The 22,274-nt window shown below is 35.7% G+C and carries 19 protein-coding genes and 1 pseudogene (1 of these 20 running past the window's edge); 10 read left to right on the top strand and 10 right to left on the bottom strand.

Features of this window, described 5'->3' with window-relative positions:
• Positions 1-4: the start of a hypothetical protein gene (locus KBP46_RS11515; RefSeq protein WP_216445409.1), read on the bottom strand. Its footprint begins 140 nt before the window's first position; the window shows 4 of its 144 coding nt (coding positions 1-4); its start codon is at positions 2-4; its stop codon lies beyond the left edge, outside the window.
• 687 nt (positions 5-691) lie between these two features.
• On the opposite strand from KBP46_RS11515, the gene KBP46_RS11510 reads away from it, so the two are divergent.
• Positions 692-889, top strand: coding sequence for a hypothetical protein (locus tag KBP46_RS11510; RefSeq protein ID WP_062675641.1), 198 nt, complete (start codon positions 692-694; stop codon positions 887-889).
• An 81-nt stretch (positions 890-970) separates the two neighbouring features.
• On the opposite strand, the gene KBP46_RS11505 is transcribed toward KBP46_RS11510, so the two are convergent.
• Positions 971-2,599 (bottom strand): acyl-CoA carboxylase subunit beta, encoded by a 1,629-nt coding sequence (locus KBP46_RS11505; RefSeq protein ID WP_216445408.1) that lies wholly within the window; start codon positions 2,597-2,599, stop codon positions 971-973.
• 383 nt (positions 2,600-2,982) lie between these two features.
• Between KBP46_RS11505 and KBP46_RS11500 the strand changes: the two genes are divergently transcribed.
• The 3 genes from KBP46_RS11500 to KBP46_RS11490 are packed head-to-tail and all read left to right on the top strand — an operon-like array spanning position 2,983 to position 5,711.
• Complete coding sequence (locus KBP46_RS11500; RefSeq protein WP_062675639.1) at positions 2,983-3,861, top strand: DMT family transporter; 879 nt, start codon at positions 2,983-2,985, stop codon at positions 3,859-3,861.
• A 13-nt stretch (positions 3,862-3,874) separates the two neighbouring features.
• Positions 3,875-4,957, top strand: a complete 1,083-nt coding sequence (locus tag KBP46_RS11495) for a PorV/PorQ family protein (protein WP_034693290.1) — start codon at positions 3,875-3,877, stop codon at positions 4,955-4,957.
• Positions 4,958-4,967: 10 nt separating this feature from the next.
• Positions 4,968-5,711 carry a hypothetical protein gene (locus tag KBP46_RS11490; protein ID WP_062675638.1) on the top strand — a complete coding sequence of 248 codons (744 nt, stop codon included), beginning with the start codon at positions 4,968-4,970 and terminating at the stop codon, positions 5,709-5,711.
• A gap of 393 nt (positions 5,712-6,104) precedes the next feature.
• On the opposite strand, the pseudogene uvrC reads toward KBP46_RS11490, so the two are convergent.
• From uvrC to KBP46_RS23720, 3 genes and pseudogenes are all read right to left on the bottom strand, one after another.
• A pseudogene (gene uvrC, locus KBP46_RS11485) lies at positions 6,105-7,897 on the bottom strand (excinuclease ABC subunit UvrC).
• 86 nt (positions 7,898-7,983) lie between these two features.
• Positions 7,984-8,283 (bottom strand): hypothetical protein, encoded by a 300-nt coding sequence (locus tag KBP46_RS23725; protein ID WP_253297275.1) that lies wholly within the window; start codon positions 8,281-8,283, stop codon positions 7,984-7,986.
• Positions 8,283-8,744 carry a hypothetical protein gene (locus tag KBP46_RS23720; RefSeq protein ID WP_253297274.1) on the bottom strand — a complete coding sequence of 154 codons (462 nt, stop codon included), beginning with the start codon at positions 8,742-8,744 and terminating at the stop codon, positions 8,283-8,285. The genes KBP46_RS23725 and KBP46_RS23720 overlap by 1 nt, the downstream gene beginning before the upstream one ends.
• A 130-nt stretch (positions 8,745-8,874) precedes the next feature.
• On the opposite strand from KBP46_RS23720, the gene hutH reads away from it, so the two are divergent.
• From hutH to KBP46_RS11465, 4 genes are all read left to right on the top strand, one after another.
• Positions 8,875-10,362 carry a histidine ammonia-lyase gene (hutH, locus tag KBP46_RS11475; RefSeq protein WP_120233338.1) on the top strand — a complete coding sequence of 496 codons (1,488 nt, stop codon included), beginning with the start codon at positions 8,875-8,877 and terminating at the stop codon, positions 10,360-10,362.
• A gap of 88 nt (positions 10,363-10,450) precedes the next feature.
• Positions 10,451-10,708 carry a GNAT family N-acetyltransferase gene (locus tag KBP46_RS23715; protein ID WP_253297273.1) on the top strand — a complete coding sequence of 86 codons (258 nt, stop codon included), beginning with the start codon at positions 10,451-10,453 and terminating at the stop codon, positions 10,706-10,708.
• Positions 10,709-10,719: 11 nt separating this feature from the next.
• Complete coding sequence (locus KBP46_RS23710) at positions 10,720-10,896, top strand: GNAT family N-acetyltransferase (RefSeq protein WP_253297272.1); 177 nt, start codon at positions 10,720-10,722, stop codon at positions 10,894-10,896.
• Between the two features lie 91 nt (positions 10,897-10,987).
• Positions 10,988-12,469, top strand: a complete 1,482-nt coding sequence (locus tag KBP46_RS11465) for a S8 family serine peptidase (RefSeq protein WP_216445407.1) — start codon at positions 10,988-10,990, stop codon at positions 12,467-12,469.
• Positions 12,470-12,552: 83 nt separating this feature from the next.
• Here the strand turns inward: KBP46_RS11465 and KBP46_RS11460 are convergent, their stop codons facing one another.
• The 3 genes from KBP46_RS11460 to KBP46_RS11450 form a co-directional block, all read right to left on the bottom strand.
• On the bottom strand, positions 12,553-13,716 hold the full coding sequence (locus KBP46_RS11460) for a carboxypeptidase-like regulatory domain-containing protein (protein WP_216445406.1): 1,164 nt from the start codon (positions 13,714-13,716) through the stop codon (positions 12,553-12,555).
• 45 nt (positions 13,717-13,761) lie between these two features.
• The gene (gene ygiD / locus KBP46_RS11455; protein WP_062675632.1) at positions 13,762-14,589 is read right to left on the bottom strand and encodes a 4,5-DOPA dioxygenase extradiol; all 828 of its coding nucleotides are present in this window, start codon (positions 14,587-14,589) and stop codon (positions 13,762-13,764) included.
• A gap of 81 nt (positions 14,590-14,670) precedes the next feature.
• Positions 14,671-15,183 carry a YceI family protein gene (locus KBP46_RS11450; RefSeq protein ID WP_062675631.1) on the bottom strand — a complete coding sequence of 171 codons (513 nt, stop codon included), beginning with the start codon at positions 15,181-15,183 and terminating at the stop codon, positions 14,671-14,673.
• Positions 15,184-15,613: 430 nt separating this feature from the next.
• On the opposite strand from KBP46_RS11450, the gene KBP46_RS11445 reads away from it, so the two are divergent.
• Together KBP46_RS11445 and KBP46_RS11440 are read left to right on the top strand one after the other, a co-directional pair.
• Positions 15,614-17,752, top strand: a complete 2,139-nt coding sequence (locus KBP46_RS11445; protein WP_216445405.1) for a DPP IV N-terminal domain-containing protein — start codon at positions 15,614-15,616, stop codon at positions 17,750-17,752.
• 384 nt (positions 17,753-18,136) lie between these two features.
• Positions 18,137-19,162, top strand: coding sequence for an LLM class flavin-dependent oxidoreductase (locus tag KBP46_RS11440; protein WP_123280034.1), 1,026 nt, complete (start codon positions 18,137-18,139; stop codon positions 19,160-19,162).
• Between the two features lie 75 nt (positions 19,163-19,237).
• Here the strand turns inward: KBP46_RS11440 and KBP46_RS11435 are convergent, their stop codons facing one another.
• Together KBP46_RS11435 and KBP46_RS11430 are read right to left on the bottom strand one after the other, a co-directional pair.
• Positions 19,238-20,428, bottom strand: coding sequence for an SbcC/MukB-like Walker B domain-containing protein (locus tag KBP46_RS11435; protein WP_216445404.1), 1,191 nt, complete (start codon positions 20,426-20,428; stop codon positions 19,238-19,240).
• 145 nt (positions 20,429-20,573) lie between these two features.
• The gene (locus KBP46_RS11430; protein WP_216445403.1) at positions 20,574-22,271 is read right to left on the bottom strand and encodes an AAA family ATPase; all 1,698 of its coding nucleotides are present in this window, start codon (positions 22,269-22,271) and stop codon (positions 20,574-20,576) included.
• Positions 22,272-22,274: the final 3 nt, after the last annotated feature.

Genomic DNA, 22,274 nt, shown 5'->3' with positions numbered 1-22,274 from the left:
GCATTATCAAAAAAACTCCAGCTTCACTGAATGGATTTTCCAGCTTAAGAACAGTTGATACAACTTCATCGATTTCCTTATTCTTTGCTGAATCTTTCTGTATTTTTTGAGTGTTTATTTGATTTGTACTGAGTAGAAAAACAAAAAACACTGGCGGCCACGGGTAACCCTTTACTTAATTGTTTCATTTTGTTCATCATTTGCTTACTCCTGCAATATTAAAAAAAAATATGATACTTTATGATAAATAATATATGTAAAGTGTTGATTTACAATTGTTAATAGATTTATTTTGTCGTTTAATCCGAATTTTAGCGTATAATATTCTGTTAATGGTAATATTGAAAAGATAAAATATTGATTATAGGTTATCGTTCATGAATTTTATTTTTTTACTATTTTTTATTTGAGATATGCTTTTTTATCTGGTAACTCTAGGGTTGTAACGTGTCTTTATTAACAATTTATATTATCCATAAAAGATCCCTTCCAATGTGACAATTTTTTTCTTGATACTTAACCAAGCACAATCTATAACATCACCATTAAGTAATCAGCAATAGCTACTAAGTAATGATTAATTATTAAAATTTTTATTTAAATTTCACTATGTGTAGAATAAATAGTATTTTAGAGAAGCGTTATCCGAAAAGCTTAAATAGAGTAGGACACAATTAAAACTAAAATAACTATGAAAAATCTAATGAAGATTTCAAGAGAGAGTTTAAAATCATTACAAGGAAGTGGAGGACCTACATGTCCTGATGATCCTGCATTTGGAATGTGCTATCCTCCAGGCTGGCCAAATGGAATTTGTATGACTAAGTATCAATGCTGTATGAAACTTGGTGGGCCCATTGAATTTTGTAAAGAAGAATATGGTAAGTAAAATACTTCCCATTTTAAAAGTATAAATAAAAAAGGGCTATCTCAAAATCCTGAGATAGCCCTTTTTTATTATAAATTGTTATCAGACTTGTAATACACCTAAGTTGAATTTCTCAGTGATAGGGGCATGATTAGCTGCTTCAATTCCCATAGAAATCCATTTTCTGGTATCTGCAGGATTGATAATGGCATCTGTCCATAATCTTGCAGCTGCGTAAGTAGATTCTGTTTGTTTCTGATATTTCTTAGAAATGGTATCCAGAATTTCATTGTGTTCTTCTGCCGAAATTTCTTTTCCTTGTTTTTTCAATGTTGATTCCTGGATCTGAGCCAGTACTTTTGCAGCTTGTGCTCCTCCCATTACCGCTAAGTCAGCCCAAGGCCATGCAACTATTAATCTTGGATCATAAGCTTTTCCACACATTGCATAATTACCCGCCCCATAAGAGTTACCCGTAATAATCGTGAACTTAGGAACAACAGAATTGGAAACTGCATTTACCATTTTAGCTCCGTCTTTGATAATTCCTCCATGTTCTGATTTGGAGCCTACCATAAATCCTGTAACATCCTGTAAGAAAATTAAAGGTATCTTTCTTTGATTACAATTGGCAATAAATCGGGTCGCTTTATCAGCAGAATCAGAGTAGATTACTCCTCCAAACTGCATTTCTCCTTTCCCACTTTTAACGAGCTTTCGCTGATTGGCTACAATTCCTACAGACCAGCCATCAACTCTTGCCGTTGCACAGATAATACTTTTACCGTAGTCTGGTTTATATTCTTCATATTCGGAGTTATCCACAATACACTTGATAATTTCATAAGTATCATATTGTTCAGCTCTTGAAACCGGCATAATTCCGAAAATATTTTCCGGGTTTTCTTTTGGTGGAAAGCTTTCTATTCTGTCAAAGCCTGCTTTTTCACTACTTCCAATAGATTTCATGATATTTTTGATTCTATTCAAAGCATCTTTATCATCTTTCGCTTTATAATCTGTTACTCCTGAAATAGAGCAATGAGTGGTAGCTCCACCTAATGTTTCGTTATCAATACTTTCTCCGATAGCTGCTTTTACAAGATAGCTTCCGGCAAGGAAAATAGAACCTGTTTTATCCACAATCATCGCCTCGTCACTCATAATGGGAAGATAAGCTCCTCCAGCTACACAACTCCCCATAACGGCAGAGATCTGGATGATTCCCATAGAACTCATTTTAGCATTATTTCTGAAAATTCGTCCAAAATGTTCTTTATCCGGGAAGATCTCATCCTGCATAGGAAGGTAAACACCTGCAGAGTCTACCAGATAAATAATAGGAAGTTTGTTTTCCATAGCAATTTCCTGAGCTCTCAGGTTTTTCTTTCCTGTGATAGGAAACCATGCACCAGCTTTTACAGAGGCATCATTAGCAACTATAATACACTGTCTTCCGGAAACGTAGCCAATAACTACTACAACACCTCCACTAGGACATCCTCCATGCTCCTGATACATCTCGTATCCTGCAAATGCTCCTACTTCTATGGAATCTGAATTTTTATCGAGAAGATAATCTATTCTTTCTCTTGCTGTCATTTTTCCTTCATCACGAAGCTTTTGAAGCCTCTTCTCACCACCGCCTTTTTTAATTTCAGTGAGTAAGCGATTAATTTCAGATAATTTTAATCTGTTCTGATCTTCTCGTTTATTGAATTCGATGTCCATAAAATTTTCAATTTTTTACGCTTAAAGATACTATTTTTATGAGGAATACGAATTGGAAGTAAAACAGATGTTTAATTATTTGGTTTTTAGTAATTTGTGAAATTTTTAACTAAAAAATATTTTCAAATAATTTATATTTTTTCTAACTTTACATAAGAGTAATGGAGGGTGATAACCTCTGAAAATTACTCTGTTCCTAGTTTATTTTTTTAATAGTTTATTATTTGAAGGCCCTGAAAGTTTAATAAATTTTCAGGGTTTTTTTATGGTTTAACATTTATTTTAAATTTTGTTAACTTTTTTTAGATTAAAGCTGTCTTTTTATCAATATTTGGGTTTGTGATTTGTAAATTTGCAGGGTTAAAATAAAAAGCGGATAGGTTATGCATAAATTGGCACTTTTCAGATTGCATTTAATAGTTTTTTTATGGGGGTTCACTGCAATTCTGGGAAAATTGATTCAGGCCAATGCACAAATTCTGGTTTTTTACAGAATGTTGTTTGCCTCTATTTTTTTGTATGTATTTATCAGGATTTTTAAAAAGGAGAGCATAAAGGTTTCCAGAAAAATATTTTTTCAGCTGGCAGCAATAGGTTTTGCCATGGCACTCCATTGGTATTGCTTTTTTTATTCTATTAAAGTTTCCAATGTTTCTATTGCGCTAAGTTGTCTTTCTTTATCTACTCTTTTTGCCTCAATTCTGGAGCCTATTATTTTCAAAAGGAAAATTGATGTATCCGAAGTGATCATGGGAACTGTTATTGTGGCCTGTATACTATTGATCTTTAAAACAGAATTTCATTTTAAAGAAGGTATTATTTATGGAATTCTGTGTGCCATATTCGGAACTGTTTTTTCTGTTTTTAATGGTAAAATGTTTGGGAAAACAAGTTCGGGGAACATTATTTTTTATGAAATCTTCTGTGGTTGGTTTATTTTAATGTTAATTTATTTGTTTTCAGGGCAAATTTTTCAAATGAATGAAATAAACTACAGGGATCTGGCGTTAATATGCTTGTTAGCAAGTGTTTTCACTGCTTTTCCAATGCTGGAATCGGTGAATTTAATGAAATATATATCACCTTTTACTTTAATTTTAACAGTTAATTTAGAACCTGTTTACGGAATTATACTAGCTTTTTTTATCTTTGGGGAATCAGAACATATGAGCCCTATATTTTATGTCGCTTCGGGTGTTATGATACTGGCAATCATTGCAAATGGATTAATAAAAGCCAGAAAAACTAAAAACTTAAACTAAGCATCAAATTTATATGATGAAAAAATATTTTTTACTTGCATTTTCACTGCTGTTTGGGCTTTCTCAATCTCAGATTATCAGGAAATATTCCAATGAATTCTTAAATATCGGTGCCGGAGCAAGAGGGCTTGCTATGGGAGGAGCAGTAATTACCAACCAGGATGACGTATATTCCCCAATGTGGAACCCTGCAGGTCTAATGTCTGTTGAAAGAGATTGGCAAGGGGCAGCAATGCACGCAGAATACTTTGAATCCATCGCGAAATATGACTATCTGGCCTATGCAAAAGTACTTGAAGAAGGTGTTTTTGGCGTTTCGGTAGTAAGGCTTGGAGTAGACAATATTTTAAATACTACCCAAATGATCGATTCTGAAGGGAATATCGATTATGATAAAATTACCAAGTTTTCCCAATCCGATTATGCTGCTATTCTTTCTTATGCTTTCAGACCTGGAGGAAATCCAAAATTAGATGTGGGGGTGAATGCTAAAATTGTTTATAGAAATGTAGGTAAATTTGCAAATGGTTATGGTTTTGGTTTCGATGTGGGAGCAATTTATAAGGCAGATAACGGATGGAAATTCGGAGGAATGGTGAGAGATATTACGACTACCGTAAACTTCTGGACGATTAATCAGAAAGAACTTTCTACTGTTGTAAACGGGGAAGAATTTAACCCAGCTCCTAAGGATAAACTTGAACTTACAATGCCTAAGCTAAATGTAGGTGCCAGCAAATTATTCGAAATCAATAGCAGTGTGTATGTATTACCGGAAGCAGGTATTAATGTTGATTTTGCTAAAACAGCATCATTAATTTCAACAGATTTTGCCAGTATCAGTCCGTATGCGGGAGCTGAACTGGGATATCAGAAAATGATTTTTGTGAGATTGGGGATCAACAGATTCCAGTCTATTACAGATATAGAAGACCTTAAGAGAAAAGTTTCTTTCCAGCCGAGTGCAGGTCTTGGGATCAGATATAGAGGCCTTACACTGGATTATGCAATTACTAATTCAGGGATTGGCGGATCTAATTTCTATTCCAATTTCTTCTCATTAAAACTGGATATGGGAGCATTTAGAAACGATTAAAATTATAAAAATGAAAAAGTTATCAATATTGGCTATGGCTGTTTGTTCAACAATAGCTTTCGCACAAAAGGTTTCAGATTATAAATATGTTGCAGTTCCCGAAAAATTTCAGACTTTCAACGGAGATTACGGATTAAAAAACTCTTTTGTTAAAGCTCTGACAGAAAGAAAATATATAATTCTTCCTATCATTAAAGATAACTGGCCATCTGAAGCTAAAACCAATTATTGTAATGTGGTTATGGCAGATGTTCTCAATGATAAAAGTATATTTAAAAATAAACTGATATTACAATTTAAAGATTGTAATAACAATTTGATACTTGAATCTAAAGGGAGTTCAAATATTAAAGAATTTGAAGAAGGACTTGATGAAGCATTGAAGCAGGCTTTGATAAAAGTACCGGCTTCCAATCCCGTTGCGTTATTACCTGCATCTAATAATAGTACTCAGCATACATCTCCTGACTCTGTGGCATCTGTAGTCTCTACAACAACTCCGGAGGCGAGTAATTATTCGAACGGGAAACTGGATCTTCAGAAGATACAGATTGATCCTAGCCAGTTTATTTTAGCCAAGTCTGGTAGCTCTGTACCTTTTGCTGTTTTCAAAGCAACTTCAAAGAACTCTGTCTTCCTTGTAAAAATGTCTGATGGAAATACTACCATCGGATATTTTGAAAACGGAAATATTGTGATAGATATTCCACAGACGGATGGAAGATACTCCAAAGAAGTTTTTACAGCAAAGTAATTAATAAAATATAAGTACAAAAGGCTCTTGAAAAAGAGCCTTTTGTAATATATATGTTGATGTGTTTTTCACTTTTTTTAATACTATCTTATAAATATAGAAGGTAATCTAATCATACATAATGTAAAAAGATGGTGGAAGTATTTATAAAAATGAGTAAAATTTCATAACATTATTGTTATTAGTTGATAACTCTAATTTATGAAAAAAATACATATAATAGTATTTTTAGTAAAATATTTATTTATTCGTGTATTTTGTTGTAGTGTTTATTTTGTATTAAAAGGAATTTTGGTTTTTGTCTCATTTTGATAAAATGATGATTGTGATGAAATTTTACCAATAAACGACCTTTTATTTATGGAAACTTAACCACTGCGCGATGTCAGAACATTAATTGGCATTAAAAAATTCCCAAATTACCTTGGCTTTACTCTTACCCAGAATTTCTTCCAGGGTTTCCAGATTAGCTTCTTTGATTCGTTTTACAGACTTCAGTTTAGACAAAAGCAATTCGATTGTTTTTTCTCCAACTCCAGAAATTTCTTCCAGTTCGGATTTTATAGTAGAATTTTTCTTCTTGTTCTGTGATGTTTTACCCCAAATCGGTGGGCCTCATCACGGACACGCTGAAGGATTTTCAACGTTTCAGATTTTTTATCAAGATATAAAGGAATAGGATCTTCCGGGAAAAATATTTCTTCCAGTCTCTTGGCGATCCCTACAATGGTAATTTTTCCATAAAGTCCTAATAACCTCAGGCTTTTAACAGCAGAAGAAAGTTGTCCTTTTCCACCATCAATCAGAATTAATTGAGGAAGGCTTTCTCCTTCATCAAGCATTCTTTTGTAACGGCGGTAGATGACCTCTTCCATCGTTGCAAAGTCGTTTGGCCCTTCTACTGTTTTAGGATGAAAAATTCGGTAATCTGCTTTACTCGGTTTTCCATCTTTGAAAACAACACATGCAGACACAGGATTCGTTCCCTGAATGTTGGAGTTATCAAAACCTTCAATATGTCTTGGTTCCACAGGCATTCTCAGCAGTTTCTGCATTTCGGCCATAATTCTGTTGGTATGCCTTTCAGGATCTACAATCTGAACCTGCTTCAGCTTTTCAAGACGGTATTCTTTAGCATTCTTTTCAGAAAGCTCTACAATTCTTTTTTTATCTCCTACCTTGGGAACAATCAGTTTTACATTTGGGATTTCTACAGACAAATGAAACGGTAAAAGAACTTCCTTAGAATCTGAAGAAAACTTTTGACGGATCTCTATCAAAGCTTCTTCCATAATATCTTCATCAGTTTCTTCAAGAATCTTTTTAATCTCAGTAGTAAAACTCTGGATAATATTTCCGTTTCTTATCTTAAAGAAATTGACATAAGCAGCGGTCTCATCACTGGTCATTCCGAAAACATCTACATCATCAATATTAGGATTTACGACTGTGTTTTTAGCCTGATAATCTTCAAGAATATCCAGTCTTTCCTTAATGATCTGAGCTTCTTCAAACTTCAGGTTGGAAGCAAGCTTCATCATCTGATTCACCAGATAATCTTTTGCTTTACGGAAATCTCCTTTGATAATTCCGCGGATAGCATCTATTTTTTCGTCATAATCTTCCTTGCTTTCAAGATCTTCACAGGGCCCTTCGCAGTTTTTGATATGGTATTCCAGGCAGACTTTATATTTGCCTTCCGCAATTTTGGAGGGAGAAAGATTAAGATTACAGGTTCTAAGCTTATAAATGTGTTTTATAGTATCCAACAATATCTTTGCAGGACGTACTTTGGCATACGGACCATAATATTCAGATCCGTCTTTAATCATATTTCTGGTCAGAAAAATTCTTGGAAAATCTTCATTTTTGATGCAGATCCATGGATAAGTCTTGTCATCCTTCAACATAACATTATAAAACGGCTGGTACTCTTTAATCAGATTATTTTCCAATAAAAGTGCATCATACTCGCTGTTTACAATTGTCGTTTCCAGTCGCTGGATTTTACTGACCATTATTTTGATCCTGTATCCTGAGAGGTTTTTGTTGAAATAGGAGAGTACCCTCTTTTTCAGATTTTTAGCTTTTCCCACATACAAAAGCTGTTCGTTTTTATCATAATAACGATAAACGCCGGGTTCGGATGGTAAGGTTTTGAGCTGTAGTTCTAAAGAAGGATTCATATAACAAAATTAAGGAAACTTTCGCTATCTAAAAAAGAAAAACCTGCAGATGGGTCTACAGGTTTTATTTTAGGGCTCAAAATATTTTATCCGTTGGTCATTGCAGTATATTCACTTACAAGAAAGCTGAAATAATCCCACTCCACAGAGTTCTTAGGATATTTTTTCATGAAATCCTGATTATCTCCAAAAAGAAAATCGTAATTGTCTTCAAAATCATCTTTATGCAGCCACATTACCTTGTTGCCCTTTTTTACATAGTAAGATTTGATAACACCGCCTCCAAGCTGTGGAGATCCCATTACAGAAAAACCTGTTGTTTCTTTAGCCCTGGGATCGTGGTATACTGAAATAATATCATCAAAACCTGGATTGATAACCTGCATCAGAAATTCCTTATCATCTTTTTGTTCTTTAGGGACACAGTCTGATTTATAAAATAAATTCTGTCATTATTGGTGTTTTTCGTCAACTTCTTAGTTCCGAAGTTTCTGATATTCCCCATGTATTTTGCCACTTTTGCAATCTTCTCTGCATTACTCGGATACACATACATCTCATTGATCTGATCAGCATTGAAAGTAGTATTCTTTTTGGTGATACTGTCTTTGATAGCAACTTCATAGATCTGTCCTTTTTTGGTTTCAATCTTATTACAGAAACCTTTGTAGGTCGTTCCGTCTTTTAAGATAATGGTAGATGTTTTCTTAGGTGATGGCGTATTAAAACCTTCATTAAAAAGGTAAGTTTCCATTTTTTTGATATCCTCTTTAGAATATTTTACTTTCTGCGCGAAAGCTGTCGTGCTTGCTACACATACAGCAAGGAGTAGAGTTTTCAGTCTCATGTATTATTGTTTTTAATTTTCGGGGCTAAAAGTAGTAAATTATTTCGCTTGTTTTATAAAAATATAGAAGATTGAAATTTAGCTTTTCCAATTATTGTTAAATGCGTAATTTTAAGGAAATTTTTTAGAAATGATATACGGAGTAGATGTTTTTACTTTCCATGATGTTCTGGAAATATGTAAAAAACCTAATAAAGCCAAGCTAAACAAAGCGGCAAAAGAACAAATTTTAAAATCTCAGAAAAACGTACAGAAAATAGTAGAGTCAGACAGATGCGTATATGGAATCAATACAGGATTCGGACCATTGTGTGATACTAAAATTTCAGCGGATGAAACCGCTCAGTTACAATATAATCTTATCATTTCTCATGCGGTGGGCGTAGGGAAGCCAATTGATAAAGAGCTTTCCAAGATTATGATGATTGCCAAAGTACATGCTCTTTCGAAAGGATTTTCAGGAGTTTCCCTGGAAGTTATTGAAAGAATGATTCTGATGCTTGAGAAAGATATCATTCCGGTAGTTCCTGAACAAGGATCTGTAGGGGCTTCAGGAGACCTTGCTCCATTAGCACATCTTGTACTGCCTTTACTTGGTTTAGGACAGGTTTGGGAAGGAAATCAGGTTTCTGATACCATTGAGGTTTTAAAAAAACATGACCTTGAACCATTAGCTTTAGGTCCAAAAGAAGGATTAGGATTAATCAATGGTACGCAGTTTATCCTTGCTCATGCGATCAAAGGACTTGAAAAATTTGAATACTTATTAGATCTTGCTGATATGACAGCTGCAATGAGTCTTGAAGCGTACAGAGGTTCAGCAAGCCCATTTAAAAAAGAACTTCACGAGATCAGACCTTTTGAAGGCAGTAAAAAAGTTGCGGCAAGAATGCTTAAGTTCTTAAAGGGATCAGAAAATATGAAAGCTCATGAAGATTGTGAGAGAGTTCAGGATCCTTATTCCATGAGATGTGTACCGCAGGTTCATGGAGCCAGCAGGAATGCTTTTGAGCACCTTAAAGGAATGGCTGAAACAGAATTGAACTCTGTAACAGATAACCCGATTGTCCTAAGCGCTGAAGAATCTATTTCAGGTGGAAACTTCCACGGACAGCTAATGGCATTGCCTTTAGATTATGCTACATTAGCAGCTGCAGAACTAGGGAATATTTCAGACAGAAGAAGCTACTTATTATTAGAAGGAAAATATGGACTTCCAAGATTATTAACGGAAAGCTCAGGATTGAATTCCGGATTTATGATCCCTCAGTACACTTCAGCTGCCTTGGTTACAGAAAATAAAACATTATGCTTCCCGGCGTCGGCAGACTCTATTCCTACAAGTTTAGGACAGGAAGACCATGTTTCTATGGGAAGTATTTCAGGAAGAAAATTCAATCAGGTTCTGGGAAATCTTGTTAATATTCTGTCTGTTGAGCTGATGTTTGCCGCTCAGGGACTGGAATTCAGAAGACCTGCGAAATGCTCTAAAGTAATTGAAGAAAACTTTGCGATTCTTCGTTCTAAAGTTGCCAAGCTGGAAGATGACAGACTTATCGGTAAAGATATGCTGGCCATTGCAGAATTGATTAACGAACGAAAATTTGTTGTCAACTAATACAAAATACTTGAAAGCTTCCGGAAGGGAGCTTTTTGTTTTCACAAATCTTTAAATCCTTCAATTTTTAAATCTTTAAATCAATTAGATGAATATACTCAGAACAGATTCCAGCCATAAAGATTTTCAAACACTGGTAAAATCCCTTGATGCCACTTTAGCTGAACATAATGGAGAAAATGATGACTTCTTTGCTCAGTTCAATACAATAGATACTATCAAAAACTGTATCGTAGCCTATATAGATGATATTCCCGCAGCCTGCGGAGCATTCAAACCATTTTCAGAAGATACCGTAGAAATAAAAAGAATGTTTACCCATCCTGATTTCAGAAAAAAGGATTAGGTTCCGCTATTGTGAAAGAACTTCAAAGCTGGGCAACAGAATTGAACTTTACAAAAGCTGTATTGGAAACTTCAAGGGATCTTAAGAGTGCCATCTCGGTGTATGAAAAAAGTGGTTTTTACAAAATACCTAATTATGGTCAATACGTTGGAATAGAGCAAAGTGTGTGCTACGAGAAAGTATTGTAATTTAATATTCATGTAATGCTAAATTCATTTTTTTTCAATTTTTAATTCCCGTTAAAGTGTTATATTGTGGTCTCAACCAAAATTATAACATATGAAAAAAACTGTATTCCTACTGGCAATATTTTTTGCCTTAAACTCGTGCACCAGAGAAGATCTTCAGAACGAAAATGTAAAAACCGAAATGTCCCAGAAAGATCCGTTGACTGCAAAACAAATCAACGAAAGGATCAATCAGGCGATTAAAACGGACGGTACTTTCAATTGGAAGAATGAATCCGATCATTTTGTATGGAGTGCTATTTTCCGCGGAAATAAAATGGTTTCTATCGGTTTTGGAACTTCTAAAGATGATTTCGACAGAAGTAAATCTCCAAACAGCAATGATATCGAAAAAGAAGTTCTTTCTGTGATCAAAAAATATGAAGGAAAAGACGAAAGAAATTTCCTTCTTCTTTCAGATCAGTATCTTAATCAGATGGACGTTGTGATTGAAAATGAGGAAACTGTTTCCGCACTTCGCCAAATGAAAAACATCCGATATGTAGAACCTGCAGATTATCATTATTTTGAATTTGAAGCTCAATATAATGCAGCTGCAAAATCTTCAGGAAGTGGTTCATCAGGATGCGGATTTTCATCATCTACACTAAGTACAGCAGACTATACTTCAACGACACCAAGTGCAAAAATACCGTGGGCTTTCACTAAACACAGCATTCCTGAAGCCTGGGGCTATAGTACTGGAGCTGGCGTAACCATTGGACTTATTGATACAGGTGTTTCACCTGAACAGACTCTGTTGGGAGGAAGTTTTAATAATGGTGCTTCTTCAGGCAGAACAATCAGTAAATATGGAGTATATAATTCTGACGGATCAGGAGATCAATGCGGACACGGAACGAAAATGGCTTCCGTAATGGCCGCTCCGAGAAATAATGCAGGATTACCTGTAGGAGTAGCTTATAATGCCAATCTGATCGCTTACAGAGCTGCAGAAAATGTTGTTCTTGAAACTTCCAGTGAACAGACTGCTGTAAAGACCGCTTTCACAGAATTGGGTAACAATACGAATGTGAAGATCATTTCTATGTCAATGGGACATGTTTTCTCTGTCGGGAAAATTGAAGACGGTGTGAAATATGCTTATTCTAAAGGAAAACTGATCTTCTGTGCCGGAGGTACTTCTACCAGTTTCACTAGTTTTGTCGGAGTAATTTTCCCTGCATCCATGCCGGAAACTCAGGCTATAACGGGAGTGAAAGAAAATACTTCCAATCAGAAATGTGATGTGTGCCACTCGGGAAGTCAGATTGATTTTACTTTCCAGATGGAGAGACCTTCAGGAAATACTGTTCCTGTATTGAGCTATTACAATGGTCAGGCAGATTATGTGGGTGGTTCTTCAGTGGCTACAGCAGCTACAGCGGGAATTGCAGCGTTGGTTTGGGCTAAAAATCCATCATGGACGAGAGATCAGGTACTCAATAAAATGAGACAGGCAGCTACCTATTATCCTAATGTAAATTCAAGCTATGGCTATGGAAACATTAATGTTCTGAAGGCTGTACAGTAAATAATATCCTTATCAAAAGAAAAGGAAATATCTCACCTGAGGTATTTCCTTTTTATTTTTAATATAATAATCGGTTCCTGATGCTAATCTCCTAATTGATAATCAAGAGGAAGCATATTTTCAATTTTATTTTTTGAAAAATCACCTTCATTAATGAGTTGATCAGGCATTGTAATATTACCTTCCTTTGAAACTTCGAATGATTCTCCATCAGAATGCAGAAATGATGATAATATACTTTTGTCTGTTCTTTTAACAAATTCTTTTCCTTTAAGTTCATAATAAAACTTAGGATAGTTGACCTGCAGGATATCTTTAAATTCAAGAAAAACATGTCCTTCTTGTCTTTTAACATAATCTGAATCAGGGATTTTAGTTTTTACAATAGCCAGCATGTACGGGCTCTGAGTATTTTTTCTACGGGCAATTTCTCTGATATTTTCAGGAATCGTATGTAAATCAGGTTGGGTTACGAGGTCCAGATAATTTTTTAAAATATTTAATTCTTCTTCTGAGGGATACTTTGGATTAGGAACTCTTACCACCTGATTCACTATAAAACCTGCCTCAGTAATTTTATTCTCATAGATACTTCTGAAAAAATGAAGCTGACTGCCTTCGTAAGCATTCATACGGTTTAATTTCACCTTATCCGTATTTTTTGTCTCTTTAAAAAAACTGGTCCCGGAATAATTAATCATTTTAGTATTGAAATCCGAAGAAAAAGCGATCAGATTATAATTGATTTCATAGCCAAGATTTTTATTTTCAATAATGAGTGTATTGGGGGCTTTTACTTTCAGAATCTTATTCTTTTTGTCGTAGGAGAACTTTAAAGATCTTTGATTTTTGATTTTCACATCATCACGATTATTACCTATAAAAGTGTTCAGAAAATAATTGATATAGTTCTGATAAGCTTCGGAAGTGTAGGGAACCAGTCTTATTTCTTCAATAGCATTGGTTTTGGTCAATACCACTTTTAAAGTCTTGTTGATGATATCCGGTAATCCGATGGTAAAGGTTTCATAATCTTCTTTTTGAAAAACAAGATTTCCATATTTCTGAGCAGAGACATGTAATGTGAAACTTCCGTCTTCTTCTGAAACGACTCCTGTTTTCGTCCCGTCAAGATAAATGTTAACCCCAGAGATCCTGTGGCCGGTATCATCCACCACAGTTCCTTTTACCATTTGTGCGGAAAAAAGGGAAGTGGTGAGTAAAAAAAATAGTAATACTGTTTTCATGGTAAACAATATTACTAAACTTTTAGTGATAAACAAAAGAAGAATTTACCCGATTCTTACACTTGTCATACTCAATGACCCACCAATAAGTTCATCATTGAATAAATTAAGCTCTTCAGACTGATCTTTCAGACCCAAAGTATATAATAAAGGGAGATAATGATCAGGCGTAGGAACGGCGTATTGTAAGAAAGTCCCTTGTTTCTGATAATCAATAATATTCTGAAAGTTACCGTCAAGTAGCCAGTTGTTGGTTTTTTCACGGGCTTCTATTGCCCAGTCCCAGCCGGCTCCCACTGTATTTATATTTTTCCAGTCGATGAGGCGGAGGTTATGAACAATATTTCCACTTCCGATAATAAGAATACCTTTTTCACGAAGTTTGTTCAGCCTTTTGGCAAGATCGTAATGATACTGCGGAGGTTTTGTATGATCAATACTCAGCTGTATCACCGGAATATCAGCATCGGGATACATATGTTTGATAACTGACCATGCTCCATGATCTAGTCCCCAGCTATGATCTTCTTCCACATCTACAGGTAGAAGAAGTTCTGCTGTTTCTCTTGCCAGTTCGGGATTTCCCGGAGCAGGATACTGCACATCAAAAAGGGCTTTGGGAAAACCGTAAAAATCATGAATGGTTTTCGGCATATCCATTGCGGTTACAAAAGTTCCGTCTGTATACCAGTGGGCAGAAATACAAAGAATTGCATTAGGTTTTGGAATTTCTGAGGCTGCTTTCCGGAAACCCTGTACAAATTGATTCTCTTCAATGGCATTCATTGGTGAACCATGTCCGAGAAATAAAACAGGCATTCTTTGTGTACTTTTAAAACCGTCACTTATGTTTTGGAGATCGTTGAGGTTCATAAATATTGAAGATTATAAAAAAATAAAAGGTTCAAGGCTTTTAGAAAAATCCCCGAACCTTTTATGCTATATATTAATTTACTATGCCTGTTTTACAAACTGTAATTCACCAGCTACTTTTACATCATCGCTTACCATTACACCTCCTGCTTCAAGAGCGGCATTCCAGTTTAATCCAAAATCTTTTCTGCTGATTTTTCCTTCAAAAGAGAAACCTGCTTTTGTATTTCCCCATGGGTCTACATTGATTCCTCCAAAGTCTACATCAAGATTTACAGGTTTTGTAATTCCATTGATGGTAAGATTTCCAACGATAGAGTTATTTAACGCCTGAGATTCAAAAGTGATGGTAGGGTGTACTTCAGCATTGAAGAACTCTGCAGACTTTAAGTGGTTATCTCTGTCTGTATTGTTAGTGAATACAGAATCTGTCTGGATAGTAGCAGTAGTTTTTGCATTTGCAAAGAATTCGTCTTCAGATTCAATTTCAGCAGTGAAAGTTCTGAAGCTTCCTTTTACGTTAGAGATCATCATGTGTTTTACTTTGAAAGTAATTTCACTATGCGTAGGGTCTAAAATCCATTTTGTTGCCATTGTATTTTGTATTTTTTGTTTGTTATTAATGATGCAAATTTAGGACAGCGTACCTATACAAGTCATTGATATAGGATAAGAAATGAGATTTTTTTGTCAATCGTCAATTTTTGCTTCGCAAGTGAATGGTGAATGTATTTCAACATCCAATTGACAAGCATAGCGGACTGATAGTTCACGATTGACTCATTTAATAATCAATGGTGAATTTCGCTTCGCAGGTGAATGGTGAATTGATTTCAACATCAATTGACAAGCGCAGCGGATTGACAGTTCACAATTCATTATCCAAGTTCCTTTTAAAAATTCTACTATTAAGTTAAGAAATAATTCCTTTGAATGCATGATTTCCATTTTATGAATGTTTTAATTTAACATTTCTTAACGAATGGTTTTTATTTCTTATTTTTGGAGGATTCAATTTTATACAATGAAATTACATAAATTTTCTTTATTGATGCTGGTTTTAGGCAGTTCAGCATTTGCCCAAACCCAGAAGTTTACCATGGCGGAGGCTGTAAATGGAATGAGAACCAACCTTGCTGTGAAAAATATCTCCCAGTTTTCATGGGCTGCAGATGGAAAATCTTATATTCAGGCCGTAAAAGGCGGCTATCTGATTACAGATTTGAAGACTAACAAACAGGACACTCTGATTTCATTGAGTCAACTGAACAGAAATCTTTCCAATGATAGGTTTAAAACTGTTCCGCCTATCAAATTTACAGGGAATTCCAATGGATATTTTACGACAGAGGGCAAAATGTCTTGGATTGAAAAATCTGGAAACGATTGGAAAATAAAAAGCACAGCTGCTATTGATCAGGATGCCGCCAACGTAAAAATGTTTGGTGATAACCAGACTTTTGCCTTCACAGTAAAGAATAATTTGTTTGTAAGCAAGAGCGGAAAAACGATTGCTGTAACTAACGAAGCCAACGAAAATATAATCAGTGGTCAGGCAGTTCATAGAAATGAATTCGGTATTGATACAGGAATTTTCCCTGCGCCTAATTCCGAGAGTGTAGCATTCTATAAGATGGATCAGAGCATGGTAGCAGATTATCCGATCATTGACTGGTCTGTAACTCCGGCTGTAAATCATAATATTAAATACCCAATGGCTGGCCAGACTTCTCATCAGGTAACATTAGGTGTTTTCAATATTAAAACACAATCTACTACTTTCTTAAAAGTAGAGGGTGAAAAAGACCAATATCTAACAGCTGTTACCTGGAGTCCTGATTCAAAATACATCTTTGTAGGGGTTCTGAACAGAGGTCAGAATCATATGAAAATGAATCAATATGATGCTGCGACAGGAGAATTGGTGAAAACTTTATTTGAAGAAACAGATAGTAAATACGTTGAGCCACAGCATCCACTTACTTTCTTCCCGAACTCTAATACAGACTTTATCTGGCAGAGCCAGAGAACAGGATATAATCATTTGTTCCATTATAGTCTTGAAAAAGGACTGGTAGCTCAGATTACAAAAGGAGATTGGCTGGTAACTGATATTTTAGGATTCAATGAAAAGAAAAAGGAGATCTACTTTACATCAACAAAAGAGACTCCTTTGGAAAGACATTTATACAGAATCAACTGGACCAACTTCAAAATGCAAAAGCTTGATAATGCAGAAGGAATGCACATCGGAACTTTGAGCGGCGATGGGAATTATCTGTATGATGCTTACAGCAATGCGAATTCACCGAGAGTTGCCAACATTATCAATACAGCTAATTTAAAAACTACGAATATCCTTACTTCTGAAAATCCATTAAAAAATTATCAGAGACCGGAAATTAAAAACGTAACTTTAAAAGCAGATGACGGAACTCCTTTGTATGGAAAGATTATCCTTCCAACCAACTTTGATCCGAACAAAAAATATCCAACCATTGTTTATCTGTATAACGGACCACACTTACAGCTGATCACCAACAGCTTCCCGGCTTCAGGAAATCTTTGGTATGAATATATGGCTCAGAACGGATACATCATCTTCACAATGGACGGAAGAGGTTCTTCTAACCGTGGAATGAAGTTTGAGCAGGCTGTATTCAGAAATCTGGGAACTACAGAAATGAACGACCAGATGAAAGGTGTAGAGTACTTAAAATCTCTTCCTTATGTAGACGGAGATAAAATGGGAATTCACGGATGGAGCTTCGGAGGATTTATGACGACAAGTTTCATGCTTCGTAAGCCGGATGTATTCAAAGTAGGAGTAGCAGGAGGACCTGTAATCGACTGGAGTATGTATGAGATCATGTACGGAGAAAGATATATGGATACTCCGCAGGAAAATCCACAAGGTTATGCAACGGCTAATCTTCTTGATAAAGTGCAGAACCTGAAAGGAAAATTACTGATGATCCATGGCGCTCAGGATGATGTAGTCGTATGGCAGCATTCTATTAAATTCATCAAATCTGCTGTTGATAATGGAGTTCAGCTGGATTACTTTACCTATCCGGGACATCCGCATAATGTGATCGGGAAAGACAGGGTTCATCTGATGCAGAAAATCACAGACTATTTTGATTTGTATCTGAAGAAATAATAATACAATCCAGTCGGAAAGGCTGGATTTTTTTGTTTTTGCTAATCTTTTGGAAAACGCAAAGGCACAAGATTATTAATGGATTATGTCGTAAGGCGCAAAGATTTTATCTGCGATAAAATTTTATAATCCCTAATACTATAAGAACTAATCTTTGTTGAAAATCTTCGATTTTCTTGCGCCTTAAACAGAAAGATAAAGATCTTTTTGCGCCTTTGCGTTTTCCAACAAAAGCACAATTTGCTTTGTTCGCAATTACACTCTCGTGTTATTAGTGATACATTAGTGTTATTTGTGTTTTAAAAAAGTAACTTTTCGAACTTAACAAACATCAATGTTTTTGATTTTCCATAGTGGTAACTTTGTATCACTAAAATCAACAATATGGAATTAGGAATAGGAATGTTCGGAGATTTGGCTTTAGACCAGTCTACCGGAAAATATAGAGATGCAGGAATTAAAATCCGTGAGATACTGGATCAGGTAAAATTCATGGATGAGGTGGGAATTGATGTTTTCGCGATGGGAGAACATCACCGTCCGGATTATGCTGTTTCCTCCCCGGAGATTGTTTTGGCTGCAGCAGCAAGCATTACAAAAAATATAAAACTGGCGAGTGGAGTAACTGTTTTAAGTTCTTCAGAGCCGGTAAAAGTATATGAAGATTTTTCAACACTGGATTTAATTTCAGACGGAAGAGCAGAGATCTTTGTCGGACGTGGAAGTTTCATCGAATCATTTCCTTTGTATGGCTATTCACTGAATGATTATGAACAGTTATTTGACGAAAAATTAGAATTATTATTAAAAATCAATTCTGAGGAAAACGTTAGCTGGTCAGGAAAACTTCGTGCTCCGATGCAGAATCAGACGGTATATCCAAGAGCAAAAAATGACGGAAAACTTTCCATCTGGAGAGCTGTTGGTGGAACTCCTCAGTCTGTTTTAAGTGCAGCCCAGCTTGGAATGCCTTTAGTGGTAGCCATCATTGGAGGTATGCCTATCCAGTTTAGAAATCTGATCGAATTCTATAAACAGGAGTACCAAAAAGCAGGACATGATGTTTCGAAAATGCAGATCGCAATCCACTCCCATACTTTTGTGAGTGATGACCAAAAAGTGGTGGATGGGTATTTCCATAATTATAAATCTCAGATGGATAGGATTGGAGCTTCCAGAGGATGGGCACCTTACACAAAAGCACAGTATGATGGAGGAAGAAGCAAAGACGGTGCGTTATTCATCGGCAGTCCGGCAGAAGTAGCAGATAAGATTGCTTATATGAAAGAGATTTTCGGAATTACAAGGTTTATCGGGCACATGGATGTGGGAGATCCTGCTCATGATGTGATGATGAAGTCTATAGAATTGTTTGGAAATGAAGTGAAACCTGTTATAAAAGGACTGTAACAGGGAAGTTTTTGAGGTGCAAAAGCCACAAAAGAACAAATCTTTTGTGGCTTTTGTTATTTACAATATATTGAACTAAATAATTTCAATGATACTTCCTCTTTCTTCATCTTTAATGATGTTGAGCGCCGTTGGGATTTTCTCTTTCAGCTCTTCAACATGCGAAATAATTCCTACAATCCTGTTTTCTTTCATCAGGTTGGTGAGCGTTTCAAAAACGATATTCACAGATTCCGTATCCTGAGTTCCGAAACCTTCATCAATAAAGAAGAAGTTTTTATCGGCCTGCGCATTGGCCTGAACACTTTCTGCCAGTGCAAGAGCCAGACTCAGCGATACCTGAAAGGCCTGTCCTCCGGAAAGTGTTTTTACACTTCTGCTTTTTCCTTCGTTGAGGTAATCAATGATTTCGAAATCATTATTCTCATTCAGCTGGAGGCTCAGCTGATTTCTGGTCATCCGGTGAAAACGTACATTGGCATGATCGCAAAGCTGTCTCAGATAAATAGACGAAACATATTGTACAAAGCCTGCTCCTTTAAACAAATTCATCATGATCTTCAGATTTTCCGAACGTTTCTGAAGCTTTGCCAGTTCTTTCAGAAGTTCCTCCTTTTTCACAAATTCCTTTTCCAGACGGTCTATTTCAGCGGTTTTTGTAACTACAGAATCATTGATCTGTTTTTGTTCGGTTTGCGCTTCATTAAATTGCTTTTCAGTCAGAGAAAACTGTTCATTATCGAATGAAAGTCCCTTCAGCTTTAATTCAAGCTCTCCGATGAATTTCTTCAAAGCTTCAAATTCAACTTTGAAAAGCTGAACTTTAGTCCTCACCAGCTGAACATCAATTTCCTGAAGTAAAATATTCTCAACTTCTTTAAATTCTGTGAAATTTTGATCAGCCAATGCTTTGACAACTGCCTCTTCATTCCCTGAAATTTCCTTCTCCAGCTCTGTAATCTGCTTTTCAGATTGGCTTACAATAGCCTTTTGCTCTGCCAGTTTCGGAGAAAGAATTTTTTCCTGTTCTAATGCCTTCCGGTAATTTTCTTCAGTTTCCTTGTTGGATTGTACCAGCTTTTGATAAGATTCTTCAATCTCAGATTTTTCCTTTTGGACATACAGATTCCAGTCCAGGATTTTAAGACCGGAACGGCTGATATTGATCTGTTCCTGTTTCGAAACTTCCTCCATACGGAAAGATTCCAGAGCTGTCTTATACTTTTCCAGGGTTTTGATTTCTCTGTCAAGAGTTTCTCTCTCCAAAGTAATATTCCGTTCTGTTTCCTCAATCTTTTTTCTAAAGTGAATGAATCTGAACGTTTTTTCTCAAATTCTTCCTCCTGATCAGGAGAGAATGCTTTCCATGTAAAATTCAGAATATGATTTTCAAGATCTTTCTGAATTTGGATCACAATTTTCTGTTCCAAAAAAGCTGTTCCTCAAAGATTTTTTTACGGGCCAGAATTTTGTCAATTTCTGATTCCTGTTTTTGAAGACCAATAGTTTCCTGTTCCACGGAAGTTATTTTCTCCTGAATTTCCTTCAGCTCAGCATTCACATCATGAAATTCAACAATATGCGGATGCTCTTTAGATCCGCAAAGAGGGCAGTTTTCTCCGTCATGAAGCTCACTGGCAAAACGGGAAAGCTCTTTTTGTATTTTGAGATGATCCAGTTTCTGGGAAAGTTCCTTTTTTTGAGTCTCTAAGGTTTCTTTTCTGATTGTGAAATCTTCTTTATAATTTTCGGTATAAGCAAAAGGCTTTAATTCTTCTGTAATTTCTCCAATCTGCTTTTGATGTTTCCCGATCTTTTCAGCTTGTTCCTGAAGCGATTTTTTAAAATTCTTTTGCTGAATAAACCAGCTGCCCACTTCAGAAAGCAGGGAAGAATCCAGTTTCTGTTCTTTTAAAGTTTTAATCTGTGCGGAAAGCTCATCAATGATCTTTTGAATTTTCTCTTTATTAAGATCTACTTCTTTTACTTTTTCAGAGCCTTTTTGAGTTCTTTCATTAAGAACTTTGATTTCCTCAGAAAACGTAAGAATCTGAATGATAAGATTCAAATCATTTTCCTGAATTCTGGATTGCTCCAAAACTTTAAATTGTGGTTCAAGAGCAGAAAGTTGTTCTTTGATGATAATAAAAGCCTTTTCTGTTTCCTGCTGGCTTTTGATCTGCTGTTCTTTCTCATTTCGCTTGTCCGAAATCTCTTTTGAAAGCTTATTTTTTTCAATAATCAACGGATTGAAAAGCCTGAAAATACGGTCGTATAATTCTGCCTGTGCTTCCAGAGCATCCATCTGGGGTTTTTCTTCTGAGAGTTTATTGAATTTTTCTTTATTCTGTTGTAAACTGTCAAAGTCACTTTTTAAGTTTTTCAGCTGTTGATAAGTCTGGGAAATTTTTTCCAGTTTTTCATTGGATTCAGAAAGCAGTTTCTGTTGTTCTGTCAGCTGCTCCTTCTGAATGTTGATTTTCTCTTCGTTGATTTCTTCAAAACCTTTCAATTGCCCTTCCAGCTGATCCAGTTCAGATCTGTTTTTTACATTAAGTGCTGAAACATTGTTCTGAAGGTCAAATTTTTGAAGATTAAAGATCTCCTTCATCATATTCGTTCTCTCTGCAGCACCTAATTCAAGGAATTCTTTGAACTGTCCCTGCGGAATAATGATGGTTCTTTTGAAGTTGGAATAGCTTAATCCGATAATAGCTTCCGCATTGGAATGATTTAAAGGAATCCATTTTCCATTGATGTTCTCATAAAAAGTAACAGCATTAGGTTTTACTTCTTCAAATTTTTTGGAATTTCGTTTAAAATCACGGGTGGCACGGAACAATTTATTCTCATAATTTACAAAATCAAATTCTATATAAGAACTGTTTGATTTTAAATTCATCATATTATAAGCCCTTTTATCGCGCATATTCAGACGTTCCGTTTCACCGTATAAAGCAAACGAAATAGCCTCAAGAACGGATGATTTTCCTGAACCCACAGCCCCGAAAATCCCAAACAGCCCCGCCTCAGTAAGATTTCTGAAATCAATGGTCTGGCGTTCCTGATACGAGTAAAGTCCTTCGATAGTTAATTGAACAGGGATCATGGC

The sequence above is a fragment of the Chryseobacterium sp. PCH239 genome, assembly GCF_018924625.1.
Lineage (GTDB): Bacteria > Bacteroidota > Bacteroidia > Flavobacteriales > Weeksellaceae > Chryseobacterium > Chryseobacterium cucumeris.
This window is presented reverse-complemented; position numbering and strand designations above follow the sequence as displayed.